The organism is Natrinema altunense, assembly GCF_000731985.1.
GTDB lineage: Archaea > Halobacteriota > Halobacteria > Halobacteriales > Natrialbaceae > Natrinema > Natrinema altunense.
Genome location: NZ_JNCS01000006.1, coordinates 123,417 through 142,474, shown reverse-complemented (window position 1 = coordinate 142,474; position 19,058 = coordinate 123,417). Strand labels below are relative to the sequence as shown.

The 19,058-nt window shown below is 64.7% G+C and carries 15 protein-coding genes; 10 read left to right on the top strand and 5 right to left on the bottom strand.

Translation table 11 applies throughout. The features are described 5' to 3' along the window. Nucleotides 1-92: 92 nt before the first annotated feature. The 3 genes from ALTAJ2_RS12580 to ALTAJ2_RS12570 form a co-directional block, all read right to left on the bottom strand. Nucleotides 93-1,268, bottom strand: coding sequence for a segregation and condensation protein A (locus ALTAJ2_RS12580; protein WP_007107796.1), 1,176 nt, complete (start codon nt 1,266-1,268; stop codon nt 93-95). Continuing rightward, on the bottom strand, nt 1,261-4,833 hold the full coding sequence (gene smc / locus ALTAJ2_RS12575) for a chromosome segregation protein SMC (protein WP_007107797.1): 3,573 nt from the start codon (nt 4,831-4,833) through the stop codon (nt 1,261-1,263). Before smc ends, ALTAJ2_RS12580 begins: the two co-directional genes overlap by 8 nt. A gap of 87 nt (nt 4,834-4,920) precedes the next feature. Beyond that, nucleotides 4,921-5,235, bottom strand: coding sequence for a DUF7518 family protein (locus tag ALTAJ2_RS12570; RefSeq protein WP_007107798.1), 315 nt, complete (start codon nt 5,233-5,235; stop codon nt 4,921-4,923). 487 nt (nt 5,236-5,722) lie between these two features. Here ALTAJ2_RS12570 and ALTAJ2_RS12565 point away from each other — a divergent pair, with 487 nt between their 5' ends. Beyond that, the gene (locus tag ALTAJ2_RS12565; protein WP_050031471.1) at nt 5,723-7,798 is read left to right on the top strand and encodes an AMP-binding protein; all 2,076 of its coding nucleotides are present in this window, start codon (nt 5,723-5,725) and stop codon (nt 7,796-7,798) included. Between the two features lie 9 nt (nt 7,799-7,807). Here the strand turns inward: ALTAJ2_RS12565 and ALTAJ2_RS12560 are convergent, their stop codons facing one another. Further along, nucleotides 7,808-9,133 (bottom strand): dicarboxylate/amino acid:cation symporter, encoded by a 1,326-nt coding sequence (locus tag ALTAJ2_RS12560; protein WP_007107802.1) that lies wholly within the window; start codon nt 9,131-9,133, stop codon nt 7,808-7,810. Between the two features lie 221 nt (nt 9,134-9,354). Between ALTAJ2_RS12560 and ALTAJ2_RS12555 the strand changes: the two genes are divergently transcribed. From ALTAJ2_RS12555 to ALTAJ2_RS12545, 3 genes are all read left to right on the top strand, one after another. After that, nucleotides 9,355-9,813: a hypothetical protein gene (locus ALTAJ2_RS12555; protein ID WP_007107803.1), complete on the top strand. Its 459-nt coding sequence runs from the start codon at nt 9,355-9,357 to the stop codon at nt 9,811-9,813. A 125-nt stretch (nt 9,814-9,938) separates the two neighbouring features. Next, the gene (gene gatB, locus ALTAJ2_RS12550) at nt 9,939-11,435 is read left to right on the top strand and encodes an Asp-tRNA(Asn)/Glu-tRNA(Gln) amidotransferase subunit GatB (protein WP_007107804.1); all 1,497 of its coding nucleotides are present in this window, start codon (nt 9,939-9,941) and stop codon (nt 11,433-11,435) included. Between the two features lie 224 nt (nt 11,436-11,659). Further along, nucleotides 11,660-12,145: a DUF6789 family protein gene (locus ALTAJ2_RS12545; protein ID WP_049899672.1), complete on the top strand. Its 486-nt coding sequence runs from the start codon at nt 11,660-11,662 to the stop codon at nt 12,143-12,145. 102 nt (nt 12,146-12,247) lie between these two features. Here ALTAJ2_RS12545 and ALTAJ2_RS12540 read toward each other — a convergent pair whose 3' ends face one another. After that, nucleotides 12,248-12,769, bottom strand: coding sequence for an ArsR family transcriptional regulator (locus tag ALTAJ2_RS12540; protein ID WP_007107806.1), 522 nt, complete (start codon nt 12,767-12,769; stop codon nt 12,248-12,250). Between the two features lie 218 nt (nt 12,770-12,987). Between ALTAJ2_RS12540 and ALTAJ2_RS12535 the strand changes: the two genes are divergently transcribed. The 6 genes from ALTAJ2_RS12535 (at nt 12,988) to ALTAJ2_RS12510 (ending at nt 18,922) form a co-directional block, all read left to right on the top strand. Next, nucleotides 12,988-13,992 (top strand): MBL fold metallo-hydrolase, encoded by a 1,005-nt coding sequence (locus tag ALTAJ2_RS12535; RefSeq protein ID WP_007107807.1) that lies wholly within the window; start codon nt 12,988-12,990, stop codon nt 13,990-13,992. 176 nt (nt 13,993-14,168) lie between these two features. Then, complete coding sequence (locus ALTAJ2_RS12530; protein WP_239647734.1) at nt 14,169-15,452, top strand: ABC transporter substrate-binding protein; 1,284 nt, start codon at nt 14,169-14,171, stop codon at nt 15,450-15,452. A 3-nt stretch (nt 15,453-15,455) separates the two neighbouring features. Then, the gene (locus ALTAJ2_RS12525) at nt 15,456-16,328 is read left to right on the top strand and encodes a branched-chain amino acid ABC transporter permease (RefSeq protein ID WP_007107809.1); all 873 of its coding nucleotides are present in this window, start codon (nt 15,456-15,458) and stop codon (nt 16,326-16,328) included. Further along, nucleotides 16,321-17,478, top strand: coding sequence for a branched-chain amino acid ABC transporter permease (locus tag ALTAJ2_RS12520; RefSeq protein ID WP_007107810.1), 1,158 nt, complete (start codon nt 16,321-16,323; stop codon nt 17,476-17,478). Before ALTAJ2_RS12525 ends, ALTAJ2_RS12520 begins: the two co-directional genes overlap by 8 nt. Beyond that, entirely contained in the window at nt 17,475-18,206 is a 732-nt protein-coding gene (locus ALTAJ2_RS12515) for an ABC transporter ATP-binding protein (RefSeq protein WP_007107811.1), read from the top strand. The genes ALTAJ2_RS12520 and ALTAJ2_RS12515 overlap by 4 nt, the downstream gene beginning before the upstream one ends. Beyond that, nucleotides 18,203-18,922 carry an ABC transporter ATP-binding protein gene (locus ALTAJ2_RS12510; protein WP_007107812.1) on the top strand — a complete coding sequence of 240 codons (720 nt, stop codon included), beginning with the start codon at nt 18,203-18,205 and terminating at the stop codon, nt 18,920-18,922. The genes ALTAJ2_RS12515 and ALTAJ2_RS12510 overlap by 4 nt, the downstream gene beginning before the upstream one ends. Nucleotides 18,923-19,058 lie beyond the last annotated feature (136 nt).

Genomic DNA, 19,058 nt, shown 5'->3' with positions numbered 1-19,058 from the left:
AGGTTGCCGTTCGCCGCGTTCGCCCGAAGGGACTCGGCGCGAAACACACCCGAATCGATCGTGCGTCGAGGCACGACGATCGAAACGCCCCTTCAGCCGGCGACCGCTTCGCTCGCGTCCGACGCCACCGCGTCGTCTCTGACCCAGAGGTCGCCGAACAGTTCGTCCTGCTCGAGGGTGACTCGGCCTCGATGGGCCAAAAAGAGCAACGCGAGGTAGGTCATCACGCGGGAGCCGCCGACCGCGTCGATCTCGGCGTACAGTACCTCATCGCGTCCGTTCTCGTAGTGGGCCTCGAGTTCGGTTTCGACGTCGCCGATGACCGCTTCGATGTCCTCCTCGTGGGTCGTGTGCGTGACGTCGTCGCTGGTCGGTTCGTCGTCGACCCGGACGTCGTCGCCGGAGTGGTAGTTCAGTTCCTGCACGCCCCGGTCGTACCCCGTCGGCGAGTCGCTCGTGTCGTAGCTCCGGGACTCCTTCCACCACGTGTCGCGTTCGGCGCTGCGGAGTTCGCGGACCAGTTCGTCCAGGGTCTCGGGCTTCCCGCGAGCGTGCTTGCGCTCGAGGCGGCGTTCCATCTCGTTCTCGAGGGTCTCGACGGGATCGAATCCGGGTGGGTGCGCCTGGTCGTCACCCCCCGCGTCCATCGGCCCGTCGTCGGCGAAGGGCGCTTCCCAGGGCGGGAGGTCGTCCTCGTCCGGGTCGTCGGTCGCGAACAACTCGTCGCTTTTCATCCGCAGGAGGACGCTCGCGTAGAACAGCGCGCGTCCTGACGTTCGGAGGTCGGCGTCCTCGATCGCCTCGAGAAACGTGTCCGTAACCTCGACGATGTCGATGTCCCACGGATCGATCTCGCCGTCCTTCGCGAGTTGCACGAGCAGTTCGACGGGTTCGACTGCGTCCTCGTTCTCGGCACCGTCGTCGCCCTCGGCCGTGTCTCCCTCCGTGAACTCGAGCACCGAGCCGGCGGACCCACCTGCCTGCTCCTCGTCGCCGTCCGCGTCCGCTGGCGACTCGAGAACCGACCCCGGCGGCGACTCGCTCGGCCGCTCGCGCTCGTCGTGACCGGTGATATCGAGGGGGATGTCGTCGCCGCCGTCGGGTCGCAGTTCGCTCTCATCGGCCCGTGGCTCGCTTCCTCGCGGGTCACGTTGCTCCCCGCTCGGCTTTTCAGCGTCGTTATACGACTCCTTGCTCGCGACGGTGTCACTCGCTTTTTCCGAGGCCGCCACCGTCGCCGTCGGCTCCTCGGAGCCCTCGCTAGTCATCAGCCGGCACCTCCCCACTACTCAGATCGATTCCGGTCACCGCACTCACGTTGTCCTGTTGCATCGTCACGCCGATCGCCCGTTCGGAGCGGTCGAGCATCGCCGAGCGGTGGGAGACGACGACGAACTGGGCGTCCCCGGCCAGTTCCTCGACCATCTCGCCGACCCGCTCGGCGTTGACGGCATCGAGGAAGGCGTCGATCTCGTCCAACGCGTAGAACGGGGCCGGATTGTGTCGCTGGATCGCGAAGATGAACGCCAGCGCGGTCAGCGACTTCTCCCCGCCGGACATCGCGTCCAGGCGCTGGATCGGCTTGTCGCCCGGCTGTGCCTTCATCGTCAGCCCGCCGTCGAACGGGTCGGCTTCGTTCTCCAAGTGCAGCGAGCCGGTCCCCTCCGAGAGCTGCTCGAAAATCTCGGTGAAGTGGGCGGCGATCGCGTCGTAGGCGTCCATGAACGTCTGCTTCTTCTGGGTCTCGTACTGCTCGATCCGGTCGCGGATCCCGTCGGCCTCCTCGACCAACGTTTCCCGCCCCGCCTCGAGATCGTCGAGATCGCTGCGGACCTCGTCGTACTCGTCGATCGCGAGCATGTTGACCGGCTCCATCGCCGCCATGTCCGACTGCAGGTCGTCGATCATTTCGAGAACGGTCTCGTGGTCAGGGACGTCGTCGGGGTCGTAGTCGCCGACCTCCGATTCGAGGGCTTCGATCTCCCACTCGAGGCTGCCCGCGCGTTCGCGTGCGTCCTCGAGTTTGCTTTCGACGGTGTTGACGCGATCCTGTTGTTTGTCGCGTTCCGTCCGCGCCTCGGAGAGGGCTTCCTTGAGATCGCTGCGATCGGCTTTCAGCTCCGTGAGCTCTGCTTCCAGCTCCGCGACGGCCTCGCGTTTCTCCTCGAGCCCGTCCTGTTTCGTCTCGATCTCCGCCTCGTACTCCGCGATGCACTCCTCGTGGTCGGCCTTGCGGTTCTGGGCGGCTTCGATGTCGTCGTGGAGATCCTCGATGGCGTCCGCCGCGTACTCCGCCTCGAGGCTCAACTCGTTGAGTTCGGCGTCGAGTTCCTGGATCCGATCCTCTCGCTCGTCGATCTCGGCCGTTAGCTCCTCGATCTGGTCGGTGAGTTCGGGGATCTTCGAGTCCGCGAGTTCCGTCTCGAGGTCGTCGATTTCGCCCTCGAGTTCCTCGACCGTCGCCGTCTTGGCGTCGATCTCCGCTGAGATCTCGTTCATCCGCTCGTCGACGGATTCACGTTCCTCGCGGAGGTCGGCGAGGTCGTCCTCCAAACTCTCGATCTCCGCTTCGATGTTCTCGCGCTCGTCGTCGAGCCCCTCGAGTTCGGCCTCGATCGAGCGGACCTCGTCGGCCGCGTCGCTCTTGCGATCGCGGGCGTCGTCGAGGCGCTCCTCGACGCCGCGCAGTTCCTCGCGGAGATCCTCGCGTTCCTCCTGAAGTTCCGTGATCCGTTTGGCGACGCGCTCGAGTTGGCCCTCGCCGCCGCCGGTAAAGGAGTACCGCGAGCCGCCGCCGGAACCGCCGGTCATCGCGCCGCTTTTCTCCACGAGGTCGCCATCGAGGGTGACCATCCGGTAGTCTCCCATGTACGAACGGGCGGTCTCGATATCTTCCACGACCAGCGTGTCCCCGAGAACGTAGGAGAAGACCCCGGCGTACTCGCTGTCGAAGTCGACGAGGGTGTACGCGAAGCCGACCACGCCCGGATCGCTCGGCGCGTTCGGCAGTCGCCGCTGGCTCATGTCCGTCAGCGGGAGGAACGTCGCCCGGCCCGCGTTTCGGGACTTGAGGTGATCGATACACTGCTGGCCGATGATATCGTCGTCGACGACGACGTTCGCCAGCCGGCCGCCCGCGGCGGTCTCACAGGCGGTCGCGTACTCGCCGGGGACGGTCCCCAGTTGCGCGACCGCACCGTGGACGCCGTCGATTCCCGCATTGAGGATCGTCGTCACCGCGCGACCGAACGAGGAGTCGCCGCTCTCGCCGGCGTTGGCCTCGAGTTCGGCGTACTCCTGTTGTTTCGCCTGTATCTCGTCGTCGAGGTCGTCGACGTCGGACTGCAGCCGGCGCTTCTCGGTTTTCAGGTCGTCGACGACATCGGCGATGTTCTCGCGGTTCCGTTCGGCCTTCTCGAGTTCCCGCTCGAGGTCGCCTCGCTGGCTCTCGATCTCGGGGAGTTGCTCGCGCCTGTCCTCGATCGTCGCCTCTTTCTCGCTGATCGCGTTCGAGCGCCGGCGTGCCTCGTCAAGGAGGCGATCCTGCTCGCGCTGGAGGTCGTTCCGCTCGGTCTTGGCCGCCTCTAACTCGTCTTTGCGCTCCGCGAGGTCGGCCTTGAGTTCGTCGAACTCCGTGTCGACGGCCTCGATCTCGGCCTCGAGATCGTCGCGCTCTTGCTCCCGGTCTTGGATCTCGCTTTTGATCGAGGCCTTCTCGAGTTTGTGCTCGCGCATCTCGTCTTCGAGGTCGTCGATCGTCTCCTGCTTGCGGTCGATCTGGACGAACGCTTCGCGGCGCTCGGCCTCGGCGTCCTCGATCTGGTCCTCGCTGGCCTCGATCCTGTCCTCGAGCCGGGAGATGTCGCCTTTGAGCTCCTCGATCTCGCTTTTGATCCGGAGCTGTTCGTCTTCGCCCTTGCGCTCGATCTCGGCGTTCAAATCCTCGAGATCCTCCTGCAGGCGGACGACTTTGCCCTCGCGCTCGTCGAGTTCGCGCTGGAGGGCCGCCAGTTCGTCTTCGAAGTCGTCGACCTCGTCTTCGACGGCCCCGAGTTCGGCGCGCTTCTCCTCGAGTTCGCTGGCCTTCTTGTAGCTCTCGTACTCCTCCTTCTCGCGTCGCAGCCGGCGGTAGCGCATTGCTTCCCGGCGTTCGTCCGCGAGCTGCTCGAGCCGGTCGCGTTTCTCCTCGATGCGGAGTTCGGCCTCGTCGATCCGTTCCTGGACCGTCTCGAGTTCCTCGAAGGCGTCTTCCTTTTTCGCGTCGAACTCCGCGACGCCCGCGATTTCGTCGATGATCTCTCGGCGGGCGTGGGGCGTCATGTTGATGATCTCGGTGACGTCGCCCTGCATGACGACGTTGTACCCTTCCGGCGTGATCCCGGCCTGTGCTAACAGGTCCTGAATGTCCGAGAGGTTGACCGAGCGGTCGTTCAGATAGTAGTAGGAGTAGTAGTTGTCCTCGGTCTCCTTGACCCGGCGACGGATTCGAATCTCGTCGACGTCGCCGATGTCGTCGCTCCCCGCAGCGTTGACGACCTGCGAGCGCTCGAGGGTCCCGTCGGAATTGTCGAGGATCACCTCGACGGTCGCCTCGCGGGGGCCGCTCGAGGTGTCGTCACCCTCGTGGCCGGGGTTGTAGATGAGGTCGGTCAGTTTCTCGGCCCGAATCCCGCGGGTCCGAGCCAGCCCGAGCGCGAAGAGGACGGCGTCGATAATGTTGGACTTCCCGGAGCCGTTCGGACCCGTTACGACGGTGAAGTCCTCGTAGAACGGGATCTTCGTCTTTCGGCCGAAGCTCTTGAAATCGTCGAGAACGATCGCCTTGATATACATCTTGTTGCGAGCCCTCCGTATCGCCACCAGCCGTCGGTCGACGGTGGTACCCGCGCCGCGGTTTCCCGCACACGGCGTCGGCAGCAGTTACGCAACGATGATGTCGTCGCTACCTGAGTCTTCCGCTTCATCGCCGACGGTGTCGTCCTCGTCCTCGGCGTCGGCCGCCGCCTCGGCGACTTCGTCGGGTTCGGCTTCCGGAGTGTCGTCCTCGTCGACCGTCGTCGTTCCCGTCTCCTCGGCCCGACGGTCGGGGACGCGCGTCGGCGTCTCGGCATCGAGCTCCGACTCGAGCACGCGGATTCGCTCCTTCGCCTCGATGAGTTCGTCCGTCAGGCCCTCTACCGTCGACTCGAGTTCCGCAACCGTCGATTCGAGCTGCTCGACGCGATTGTTCGACATATCCCCTAGGGGTCGGTCTGGGCACATAAACGTACGTCAGACTAGTGTTAGATATATTATCATCGCGGGTCAGCGCGGCGCGCAGTTCGCTCGAGACGGCCGCGGGGTCGGGGCTTGTGAGCGGGTCCACACGGCCGGGCCGTCGGAGCAGCATACCGCGAGTCGGTCGTCACCGCCGATGAGAGTGACTCCTGCTGGCGGTTTCGCTTCGCACAGTCACGCGCGATGCCGAATCCCGCGGGCCTCACCGTCCGTCAGCAACGTGGTGACGCGCAGCTCGCGGGGTAGCGTCTCGCAGTCGGCGGTTCGAGCGTCGAAGTACCCATAGACTTCCGATAGCCGTCGAACGCGAAAAAGCCCTCCGGCGCTCGCGGGTCGTGTCTCGATCACTCGAGCGGTCAGCTGCGGTGTCGAACGGGGATCGCTCCCCACGTTCGACGGGCGACCTGTTGTTTGATGATGGTCTGTCTCGTACCTCCGGGTATCAATGCCCGGAACTACTAGCCCCAGTCTCGCGGACATCGACGAGATCGCCCACGAGCCCAGCCGGGAGTTCGTCGAATCGACCAACGTCTGGCAGTTCATGCAGGAGTACGGGATCGACGACTACGAGGAACTCATCGCGCGGACGACGACCGACCTCGAGGACGAACCCGACAGTGGCCTCGAGTGGTTCTGGGACGAGATCGTCGACTACCTCGGGATCGAGTTCTACGAGGCCTACGACGAGATCAGGGACGACAGCCAGGGGCCACAGTTCACCGACTGGTACCCCGGCGGCGAACTCAACATCGCCCACAACGTCGTCGACCGCCACGCGGCCGTCGACGAGGAGCGCCGCAACACGGTCGCCACGATCTGGGAGGGTGAACACGGCGACGTTCGAGAAATAACGTACCACGAACTCCACCGCCAGTCGAATCGGGTCGCGAACGCGCTCGAGGAGCGCGGCGTCGGCACGGGCGACACCGTTGGCCTCTACATGCCGATGGTCCCGGAGGTCGTCTCGATCCTCTACGGCTGTTTCAAGGTCGGCGCGATCGCGGTGCCGATCTTCTCCGGCTTCGGGGTGGACGCGGCCGCCACCCGGATCGCGGACGCGGAGCCGACCGTGCTCTTTACCGGCGACGGCTTCTACCGCCGCGGCGATCCGGTCTTCCTCAAGTCCGCGGCCGACGAGGCTATCGCGGCAGCCGGCCACGTCGAACACACGATCGTCTTCGACCGGCTCGGCTCGAGCAGCGGGGCGCGAAGCGCCGCCGAGGGGCGAGCGGGACATGGCGGGTCCCGCGAGCGGACGAACGAACACGAGATCCCGTGGACCGACGACCGCGACGAGTGGTGGGCCGATGCCGTCGGGACGGCCGACGACGAGTACGAGACGAAATCCCTGACCTCGGACCAGGAGTCGATGCTGCTGTACTCGTCGGGCACCACCGGCAAGCCGAAGGGGATCGTCCACACCCACGCGGGGGTACAGGTTCAGTGCCCCAAGGAGGTCCACTTCGGGATGGATCTCAAGCCGTCGGACCGGTTCTTCTGGGTGTCGGACATCGGCTGGATGATGGGGCCGTGGACGCTGATCGGGACCCACACGTTCGGCGGCACCGTCTTCATGTACGAGGGCGCGCCGGACTACCCCGAGCCCGACCGGTTCTGGGAGATGATCGATCGCCACAAGCTCACCCAGTTCGGCATCTCGCCGACCGCGATCCGCGCGTTACGCAAGCACGGCGACGACTGGCTCGAGGGTCACGACCTCTCCTCGCTGCGCGTTCTCGGCTCGACGGGCGAGCCGTGGGATCCCGAATCCTGGCACTGGTTCTACGAAAACGTCGGCGGCGGCGACGCGCCGATCATCAACATCTCCGGCGGCACCGAGATCTGTGGCTGTTTCCTGATGCCCCTGCCCACTCAGCCCCTGAAACCCTGTACGCTCGGCGGCCCCGGCCTCGGCATGGATATCGATATCGTCGACCGCGAGGGCAACTCCGTCAAAGCGAACAACGAACGCGGCTATCTGGTCGCCCGCGACTCCTGTCCCTCGATGACCAAGTCACTGTGGGCCGGCGACGACCGCTACCTCGAGGAGTACTGGTCGACGTTCGACGATATGTGGGACCACGGCGACTGGGCTCAGACCGACGCCGACGGCTTCTGGTTCCTCCACGGCCGGGCCGACGACGCCCTCAACGTCGCCGGCCGCAAGGTCGGCCCCGCCGAGGTCGAAGGGGCGCTCATCGACCACGCGGCGGTCTCCCAGGCCGCCGCCATCGGCGCACCCGACGACACCACCGGCACCGCCGTCGTCGCCTACGTCGTCCTCGAGGACGGTGTCGACGAGACCGACGGCCTTCGCGAGGAGCTGCGCGCACAAGTCGGCGCGGAGTTGGGCAAACCGTTCCGCCCGCGCGAGGTGCTGTTCGTCGACGAGTTCCCCAAGACCCAGTCGGGCAAGATCATCCGCCGGGCCATTCAGGCGACCTACACCGGTGAGGATCCCGGCGACATGAGCAGTATCGAAAATCCCGACGCGTTAGAGCGACTCGAGGACGCCAGATAAGCGGCGGGGTCAGTCGTCCCCCGCTGCGGTGTCGCCGCCGATCTCGAGGCCCCGCGTCGGATCGGCCCACGAGCCCTCCGAGAAGTCGATCGCGTCGTTCCAGTGGGCGACGACCGTCGTGACGGCCAGATCGCCGGTCACGTTCGTCATCGTCCGGAGCCGATCGAGGATCGGATCGACGCCGGCGACGAAGCCGACCACCTCGAGCGGGAGCCCGAGCTGGGTCAACACCAGCGTCAGCATGATCAGCCCCGTACCGGGGACGCCGCCCGCGCCGATGCTCGCGAGGACGGCGATGAGAACGACCGTCACCTGCTCGACGACGGTCAGTTGGACGCCGACGAGATTCGCGGCGAAGATGGCGACGACGCCCTGGTACATCGCCGTCCCGTCCATGTTGATCGTCGCCCCCAGCGGGAGCGAGAAGCCGTAGACGCTCTCGTCGATCCGCAGGTTGTCGTCGGCGTCGGCCATCGTCACCGGGAGCGTGCCGCTCGAGGACCGAATCGAGAGGGCGGTCACGATCGCGTCCTTCGAGCCAGCGAGGAAGGCGACCGGTGACTGCCTCGTAAGCACGACGATCATGCCACCGAGGTAGACCACGCCGATGTGGATCAGGATCGCCGCAAGCAGGGTCGCGATCAACAGTGCGAACGGGACGATCGCATCGACGCCGGCCTCGCCGAAGACGGCCGCCATGAGCGCGAAGACGCCGATGACGCCGTACTCCATGACGCCCCAGACGATCTTGAACAGCGCCTCGGTCCCGGCTTCGACGATGTCGAAGATCGACTCGACGCCGCGGCGAACGGCGTCGTCCTCGGCGGTTTCCTCGAGCATGAGGAGCGCGAGCCCGAAGACGATGACGAAGAAGATCGTCGCGAGGACGTCGCCCTCCGCCATCGCACCGATCGGGTTCTCGGGAACGATTCCGATCAACACCTCGGCGAAATCCGGCGTTTCGGCCGGATCGACCGTGACGTCTTCGGCCAACGTCAGCCCCGATCCCGGGTTGACCAGATTCGCTACTGCCAACCCGATGAACACCGCGATTGCCGACATAACGGCGTAGAGCGCGATCACCTGGCCGCCGATCCGGCCCAACTGCGCGGGTGAGATCCGCCTGATTCCCATCAGCAGCGTGAAGATAACGATGGGGATGACGATCATGCTCAACAGCCGGACGAAGATATCACCCAGCGGTTGGAGGGTCGTCGCGGGGTCGCCGACCAGCAGGCCGACGAGCGATCCGAGCACGAACGCCGCGCCGATTCGGTAAACGATCGGGATCGAGCGGTACCGTCGCCAGTACGATTTCGTATTGGTAGACACCATCTACCACACCACCATCCGGTTCGCCCCGATGGGACAAAAAGCCCGGAGATCGGTCGAATTGCGCTTTCGCCTGCGGTCGAATCCCGGATCGAATGCTGCGGAATCGGACGGAGCGCAACCGCGACGACGCCGAGCGACGCCGGTTTCCCCATATGGACCGACGGGACGGATTCCAGTATTTATAGAAACTTACACGTGTATTCGGCACGGTATTTTGACCGATGGTCTCGCGACGAGGAGTACTCGCCCTCGGCGGCTGGACGAGCACAGCGGTACTCGCGGGCTGTTCCGGGTTCGGAACGGAGACGGAACGACTCACGCTGGAACTGCTGAACTTCGATTCGGAACCGCACACGGTGGCCGTCGAACTACGTCGCACCGACGCCGACGAATACAGCGAGGCGGTCGTGTTCCGGGACCGATTCGAACTCGAGACGCCGCCGGAAGACGACGCGGCGTCCCAGCACCGAGAGCCGGACGTCATCGAGAGCGACGAGTATCAGGTTCGCGTCCACCTCGAAGACGCGCCCGCGACGAGGGAGACGTATCGGTACTATCCGGATTGTGCGGACCACGAGGGGGCCGCCGACCGCCTGCTCGTCGAGGTTCGAGCCGAGCGGGAAAGCGGGGACCGGTATCTCCAGTTCCAACAGAACGTCTGTAGCGGTAGCTCGGGGTAGTTTTGAGCCGCGCTCGCGGCCCCGTCGAAGGGAGCCGCAGTTGTGCAGCACCGAGTCGTCGCTCGGCCGACGCCCGCCGGTCCGTCCCGTTACGTTTTACCCCTGCGGGGCCGAATCGGTCTTCAATGACTGCCCAGACCGCCCAGCAGGGCGACCTCGTGACCGTCATCGGCCTCGAGGTCCACGTCCAGCTGGAGACCGACACGAAGATCTTCTGTGGCTGTTCGACCGAGCCGAGCGACGAACCGAACGACAACGTCTGTCCGGTCTGTCTCGGTCTTCCCGGGGCGCTCCCGGTGCTAAACGAGGGAGCCGTCGAGGCCGCCGTCAAGATCGGGAAGGCGATCGACGCCGACATCCCCGAAGAGACCCGCTTCCACCGGAAGAACTACTACTACCCCGATCTGCCCAAAAATTTCCAGATCACCCAGTACGACGAGCCGATCTGTCAGGACGGCACGCTCGAGATCGCCGTCGAGGGCGAGCGACGCACCGTCGCGATCGAGCGCGCCCATCTCGAGGAGGACCCGGGCAGCCTCCAGCACGTCGGCGGCGGTGGCGGCATCGATTCGGCGGAGTACACTCTCGTCGACTACAATCGCGCCGGCACGCCCCTGATGGAGATCGTCACGGCACCCGACTTCCGCAGTCCGAGCGAAGTGCGGGCGTTCCTCGCCGAACTCGAGGAGGTCTTGGAATACCTGGGCGTCTTCGACGCCGAGCGCGACGGCAGCCTGCGGATCGACGCCAACCTCTCGATCATCCCCGAAGCCGAGATCGACGGCGACGACACCGACGAGATCGGGATGGACGCGCTCGAGGCCGCGAACCGGACGGAGGTCAAGAACATCTCGAGTCACAAGGGTGCGGAGAAAGCGCTGGCCTACGAGGAGACCCGCCAGAAGAACGCCATTCAACGCGGTCGTGCAGTCGAGCAGGAAACCCGCCACTGGGACGAATCCCGCGGGATCACGGTCTCGATGCGGTCGAAAGAGGAGGAGAAGGATTACCGGTACTTCGAGGAGGCCGACCTGCCGCCGCTGCGCGTCTCGGGCTGGAAAGACGAGATCGCGATTCCGGAACTCCCCGCCGCCCGCCGGGAGCGGTTCCAAGCGGAATACGGTCTCAGCGAGGAGGCCGCCTCGAAGCTCACCTCGACGAAACAGGTCGCGGACTTCTACGAGGACGTCGCCGGCGAGTTCGATCCCGACCTCGCCGCCACGTGGGTCGCGGACAACCTGCTGGGGGAACTCAACTATCGCGACATCGAGATCACCGAGATCGAGGGGCGACTCGAGGAGATCAAACGGCTCGTCGAACTCGTCGCCGACGACGAGATTACGGCGAAAAACGCCCGCGAGACGGTCCTGCGATCGATGCTCGACGACGGGCGGATGCCGGACGAGGTGGTCAAAGAGGACGGGCTGGGGAAGACCGGCGAGGACGAGGTCGAGCAGGCCGTCGTCGAGGCTATCGACGAGAACCCCGACGCAGTCGGCGACTACGAGAACGGCGACGACGGCGCGATCAACTTCCTCGTCGGCCAGGTCATGCAGAAGACCGGCGGCAGCGCTGACCCCGGCGACGTCAATCAGCTTCTGCGGCGCGAACTCGAGGGCTGACCCGCGAGTCCGAGCCCGCGACCGCGACGTCGGCCCACCGGTGACCGCGAGCGGTCGAGTCCGCTCGCGACACCAATCGGAAAGCCCGACGAGAATCGAAGCGGTGGGCCCATACTCGACGCTCTGAGCGACCCAGGACGGATAGCCTTATAATTGTTTCGCGAACGTGGGTCCGCATCCCACACCCTCAGCACGCCTATGAAAACGCGGGTCCTCCGTTCGGTATGGCCACTGAAACCGGTCGTGGTGTCCGAACGATTTCACACAGAAGCAACTGGATGGCAGGCGTCGGCGGTGGCGTAGCGGGGGGAATCGTCATGGGAGCGTTGATGCTCGTCATGAACGATGCGGTGATCGCCGTGGCGATTCCGTCGTTGTACTTCCTGGCACCCCCGGCGACTGTCCCCGTGGGGATGGCAGTGCACGTCTTTCACGGCGCAGTGTTGGGGCTCGCCTTCGCCGGACTCGCCGGCGTGCTGGGAGTCGAGTCGACGGGGAGCGTCGTCGGCCTCGGTCTCGTCTGGGGCGTCGTGATCTGGGTCGTGCTGGCCGGACTCCTCATGCCCGTCTGGCTCAGTGCGGTCGGCTCCCCCGCGTCGCCGCCGGTCCCCAACTTCGCGCCGCCGTCGCTGCTCTGGCACGCCGTGTACGGTCTCGTTCTCGGCGGCGTCTACGGCGTGCTCAGGGATGGGACTGATAGTAGTCACTGAACGTCAGTGCACACCTGACCGCATGACGGCGTTGCGGTCAGCGTGTCGATCGTTTCAGTAGGTACGATACCCTCTCTCCGTCGAGAACGGCGCACCGCGGTGCTACTCCTGATAGATTCGCCACTGCGCGTCCTGTGTTTCGCGGTCGACCATCGATTCAGTCTTTTCGCGACTCAGCGAATCGATGAGCGAGAGGGCCTCTCGAGCCCACGTCACGAACGCTCCCGCGAGCGCGTGTCTCACAGCGTCCGGGTCCTTGGGCGCGTAAATGTAGACCTGACCGCCCTCTTTGAGGAGTCGGCGGTGTTTATCGACCACACCGAGATCGGCGAGGTGGTTGAGATGGCGGGAGACGACGCTCCGATCGTACTCGACCTGCTCGGCCAGTTCCGAAACGGTCTGTTCGCCACCCTCCATGACGCAGAGACAGATGTCCAGTTCGGTTTCGGACATCCCGAAGATCGACCGCATCACTTCGTCGAGGTCCGGCTGGGTGACGCCGACATCCGCGTCGGTCACCCGCTCCATCGGCCGATCGCAACAGACGATCTCGCCTCGACCGAAGCCGAGGTTGCCACAGGAGGGACACTCGAACGTCTCGACTGTGGACGGCGGAGTTCCCATACGGTACGCATTCGAGACGCGGTCTCTCATAAGTATCGGCGAGGCCAACTCGAGAGACACGTCCCGATCCCGGGAGCGCGCTGACTGGGATCGAGAGGGCTCGAGTGACCCGGCGAGAGGTACCCCACGGTGGCGAGCGGAGGGTCGGCTCCCCCCTCGTAGGAAGCCCCGTTCCGCGATCGCGCGAATTATTAGCGGGAAGCATGTCGCTAGCCGACATGGACCGTATTTCGCTCGGCAACGAGGAGTTCGAGGGTCGAAACAACGCCTACGTGCTCGCCGACGACGACGCCGACACGCTTGCACTCGTGGATACCGGACTCGCAACCGACCCCGTTCGTCGGGACCTCCGTAACGGTCTCGCCGAGCGCGGCTACGACGTCGCGGATGTCGACGACATCGTTCTTACGCACTTCCACGCTGACCACGCCGGACTGGCCGGCGAGATCCAGGCCGAAAGCGACGCGACGGTCTACGTCCACGAAGCCGACGCCCCGCTGGTCGCCCAGCAACCCGCCGCGGTCGCGGCCGTCGAGGACCGCCGCCGGGACCGACTCGAGGAATGGGGCGTGCCCGAGGACGCACGGGCGGAACTCCTCGCTTTTCTCGAGGCGGCGGAGATAGAGGGGCGGCCGGTCGATCCGACGCCGATCGCGGACGGCGATGTGCTCACGGTTGGCGGACGAACCCTCGAAACGATCCATACACCGGGCCACGCGGCCGGCCTGTGCTGTTTCGAACTCGACGGCGGTGACGAGGCGTTCGTCGGTGACGCCGTCCTCCCGGTGTACACGCCGAACGTCGGCGGGGCTGACCTCCGTGTCGACCATCCCCTCGAGAAGTACACGGCCGCCCTCACGCGACTCGCTGATCGCGACTACGAGCGGGTCTGGCCCGGCCACCGCGACCCGATCTCGGAGCCGACCGACCGCGCACTGGCGATCCTCGAGCACCACCGCGAGCGGACCGAAACCATCCTCGAGTTCCTGGCGGCGAACGGACCGGCCGACGCCTGGACGGTCAGCGCCCACCTGTTCGGCGACCTCGATGGTATTCACATCGTTCACGGCCCCGGAGAGACGTTCGCACATCTCGATCATCTCCGCCACGAGGGATGTCTCGCGTACGAAAACGGCGACTACCGGCTCCGGGACGGGGCGATCGATCTCGAGGCTGTCGTCCCATCGGTCCGTACTCATCGCCGCGGGAGCGACGGTCGATGACCGGGTAGTTATGGACAACATTACATTCGTGTATAGTTGGCAAGTGACTTGCTAACTTCCCTCATCTTTATTACGGCAGGATCGAAAGGGGTGGGTGAGAATCGGTAACTTAGTGACAGACAATGGCTAACGACGATAACAATAATCGCAAATCGGGTAGATCTGGTAACGGAACCGTGGGACGACGGCGATTCCTGGGGGCTGCAGGGGCCGGTGCGATGGCAACGACGTTCGCCGGATGTCTCGGTGGCGGCGGGAGCGACGGACTCACCATCGGTCACCTCGCACCGATGAGCAATCCGCTCGGAATCGGGTCCAAACGGACGGTGGACATGGCCGTCGAGGAACTCAACGACGATGGCGGTTTCAACGGTGAACAAGCCACCGTCATCACGAAGGACACGCGGACGGACCCGAGCGAAGCACAGAGCGTGACGGAGGAACTCATCCAGCAGGAAGACGTTGACCTCCTGATCGGAACGTTCAACTCCGAGACGACCCAGTCGATTCTGGATCTCACGGCGGAGTTCGACGTCCCCTTTATGATCACCGGATCAGCTGCCCCGAGTCTCGTTACCGACTACGCCGGCTCCGACTACGACACGTACAAGAACGTTTTCCGTATCGGGCCGATCAATTCCGATTTTCAGGCCGAGTCGATCGCCGACTACTGTGCATACCTCAACGATCAACACGATTGGGACCGGGTCGCGTTCCTCCGCGATCAGGCCGAGTGGACGGAACCGTTCGGCGAGCAGATTCCAGGGTTGCTTTCGGAGCGCGATCTAGAGATCGTGTATCAGGATGCCCTGTCGATCGAAGGAACCGATTTCGGACCGGTAATGAGCGACGTCAACGAATCGGACGCGGACTTCGTCCTACGGTTCTTCGCACACATCGACGGCGGGGATATGCTCACGCGGTGGCACGAAGGGCAGTACGACTTCGGCATCGAGGGCGTGCACGTTTCCGGAATGCTGCCGTCGTACAACGAACTCTACGACGGGGCGGCGACATACGAAACGACGGCTCAGTCCGGTGCCGCAGGTGTGACGTCCATTACGGAACGGACGCAGCCGTTCGTCGAGGCGTATTCCAGTCGGTACCAGGACGCGGACGAGGCACCGATTCGAGCCCCGATGTACATGGGATTCAACACGTACGACGGCATCCACGTCTTCAAGGAGGCAATCGACTCCCTCGAGACGACGGATACGCGGAACAATCTCGACGACTTCGTCGGCGAGATGCTCGACGTCGACGTCACCGGCGTCGCCGGACAACTCCGTTTCTACGGGCCGGACTCCGACTACCCGCACGACGTTCGGGAGGAGCGCAGAGCGGACGGGACGATCACGAACTACCCCGTGACCCAGTGGGTCGGACCGGAGGAAAGCGAGTGCGTCTACCCCGACGAGCACCGGACCGCAGATCACCAGCTGCCGTCGTGGATGCAGTGAGCGATGCTCGGAGATATCGCCACGCTGGTGCTACAGGGGACGATGATCAGCGCCGTCTACGCGTTGATCGCGATCGGATTTACCATGATCTTCGGCGTCGGCGGAACGTTGAACCTCGCTCACGGCGCGCTGATCATGTCCGGGGCCTACGTCTTCGGCGTCCTCGCACAGGGGGCCCATCCGGCCGTCGCGTTCCCAATCACCATCCTCGTAGTTGCGCTCCTTTCGTGGGGGCTCTACCAGATCCTCGTTCGCTGGGTCGAGGAAAACGTCGTCATCACGTTTCTGGCGACGGTCATCGTCGCGGTCGCGGCGACGGAAGTCATCCTCATTCGCTTCGGGAGCTCGCCGCTCGGCATGACGCTCGTCAGTGGCGCCGTGAACCTCGAGCCCTACGGAATCAACGCGCGGCCCCGTATCGTTCAGTTCGTCGGGTTCGTCATCTCGTGGGTCGCGATCGGGCTGTTGTGGTACTATATCACGAAGACCGACGACGGACGGTCGATCCTCGCGGCCTCGATGAGCGAGCGGGGGGCGCAGTTGACCGGCGTCGACCTTCACTCGGTCCGGTCGAAGACGTGGCTCATCGCCGGAGCACTCGCCGGAGCCGCGGGTATCATCCTCGGCTCGACCGGCGGGGCGACGCCGCTCATGTGGCTCAACCCGCTCGCACTGGCGTTTATGATCGTCGTCATCGGCGGTATCGGTTCGATCAAGGGGTCCGTCGTCGCGGCGTACGTCATCGGATTCCTCGAACAGTTCACGGTCACGTTCGTCGGGCACGGGTTCAGAGGCATCCTCTCGCTCGTCGTGCTCGTCGTCTTCCTGCTGTTCATGCCGCAGGGACTCTACGGGAGGGAGTTCGCCCATGATTAGTACGATACTACTCCTCGGGACGGTCTGTTCGACGGTAACGGGTCGACTCGGTCGCGTCGCCGGAACGCTACGACGACAGGTCTTGTGGCCGGTCGGTCGGACGCTCGAGCGGCTGCTGGCACCGATCGACCGGGTCCTCGATCCGGTTGCAGACGGGTACAACCGATCGCTGGGACCGTACTTCGGCGAGATGTCGGGACTGCAGTTCGGCGTGATCGCGGTCAGCGTCGCCGGACTCCTCACCGCGGGCTATTGGGCCCCGATGGTCGGGCCGCTCCTCGGCGGCGGCCTGCTGCGGACGCTGGCGCTGGCCAGTATCTGGGCCATCTTCGCGATGAGTTGGGACATTCAGAGCGGATACACCGGCTACATCAGCTTCGGCCACTCCGCACTGTCCGGCGCGGCCGGCTACACGACGGCCCTCCTGATCGTACACGTCGATCCGACGCTGTCGATCTGGGTCACGGGATCGGTGTCGGTGCTGGCCGCTCTCGTGGTCGGGCTGTTGATCGCGCTACCGACGCTTCGGCTCGAGGGGCCGTACTTTTCGCTGATCACGTTCGTCGCCGTGCTCCTGTTTTACAGGCTGACGACGGCGTTCAGTTCGCTCGGCGGCATTCCCGGGTTCGGCCAGCCGGACGTCTTCACCTGGGACCCGATGCTGCGATACTACTACATGGCCATTCCGATGCTGCTCATCGCGCTTGCATTGACGTTCATGGCCCGGTCGAACCTCGGGATGATCCTGATCGCGATCCGCGAGAACGAACCGGCGGTGTCCGCCGCGGGACTCAATCCAACGAAGTTCAAGCTCTGGTCGTTCATGCTCAGTTCGGTGCCGATGGGGATCGGCGGCGTCCTCCTGGTCGGCTTTACCGGGAACGTCGATCCGAGTACGTTCGTCGTCGTCGACAACAGCATCGAGATGATCGCGATCGCCGTTATCGGCGGCATGAGTTCGATCCTCGGGCCGCTCGGCGGCGCGTTCCTCTTCGAGGTTCTCAACCACCAGGTCCTCCACGGCTATTCGACGCCGGTCAGGTACCTCTTCCTGTGGCTAATCGTCCTGTTCGTGCTCGTGTTCGCACGCGACGGGCTGTTCAGGGCGATCTGGCACCGCCTCGGTGCCGTTCGAGGTGAGTCCGAATGAGCGTTCTGGAAGTCGACAACCTCACGAAAACGTTCGGTGGACTGGTCGCCGTCGACGACTTCTCACTCGAAGTCGACGAGGGCGAAATCGTCGGGCTGATCGGCCCGAACGGGTCGGGAAAGTCGACGGTGTTCAATTGCATCATGGGCCTGTACGACGTGACCGACGGCGAGATACGGTTCAACGGCGTGGACATCACGTCGGATTCGACCCACCAAATCGTCGCCAAGGGACTCTCGCGGGTCTCACAGGAGTCGAACCCGATCGACCTGTACTCCGTGAGCGAGAATATCAGGTTGTTCACGCTCCCGAACAGTATCCGCTCGCTCCACGGCGGCGCGAGCGACGAGGAGATCCGCGAGTACGCCGCACGCATCGATATCGAAGACAAACTCCACGAGATGCCGAGCGAACTCCCGCACGCGGACGTTCGCCGGCTCGAGATCGCCAAATCGCTGGCGACCGAGCCCGAACTCATGCTGCTCGACGAGCCGTTCGCCGGGATGAACCAGGCCGAAATCGGGGAACTCGCCGCCCAGATCGAACGCTTCCGCGAGGACGGGATGACGATGGTCGTCGTCGACCACAACATGGGCGGGCTGATGGAACTCGTCGATCGCGTCGTCGTCCTCAACAACGGCGACTTCCTCGCCGCGGGAACGCCCGCGGAGATCGCCGCCGACGACGCGGTCCAAGAGGCGTACCTCGCCGGGGAGGGACTCCAATGACCGACGCAATACTCGAGATCGACGACCTCGACGTCTACTACGGCAAGTCACACGCATTGAAGGGCGTCTCGCTGTCGATCGGCGAGGGAGAGATCTACGGCGTGATCGGGCCGAACGGGGCCGGCAAGACGACCATGCTCAACGCGATCGCCGGGTTCGTCGACTACGACGGCACCGTCCGCTACGACGGGACCGATCTCGCCGCCGTCCGCCCGCAGCGGATCGTCAGGGACGGCCTGGTCTACTGTACCGAGGATCGGGACCTGTTCCCGTACTTCTCGGTCCACGAGAACCTGCTGATGGGCGCTCAGTTTCGCGACGACCGCGACGGCGTCCGAGCGGATCTCGACATGGTCTACGAGCTGTTCCCGCGGCTAGATGAGCGCCGCGAGCAGGAGGCCGAGACCATGAGCGGCGGCGAACAGCAGATGCTCGCCGTCGGCCGGGCGCTGATGAGCGGCCCCGACGTGTTGATGCTCGACGAACCGACGCTCGGCCTCGCACCGGTCATCATCCAGGACATCGGCGCGGCCCTCGAGACGCTGCAGGCACAAACGGGACTGACGATCCTGCTCGCGGAACAGAACGCGACGTTCGCGCTGACCCACGCCGATCGACTCTCGCTGATCGAGACCGGCGAGATCGAACTGTCGGGGACCCACGGGGAGTTCCACGACAACGAGTACGTCCGCGAAGCGTACGTCGGCGTCCACTGACCGCGTTTTCCCGGCCCGTTTCCGAAGCGTCCGCCGGCAGTAGGCGACCTCTCGAGGGGCGATCGGCCGGACCGCCCGTCGACGCGCCTGCATTGTTGGGTCGACCCTTTTATTCGCCGCCGGCCGGATGGTCATC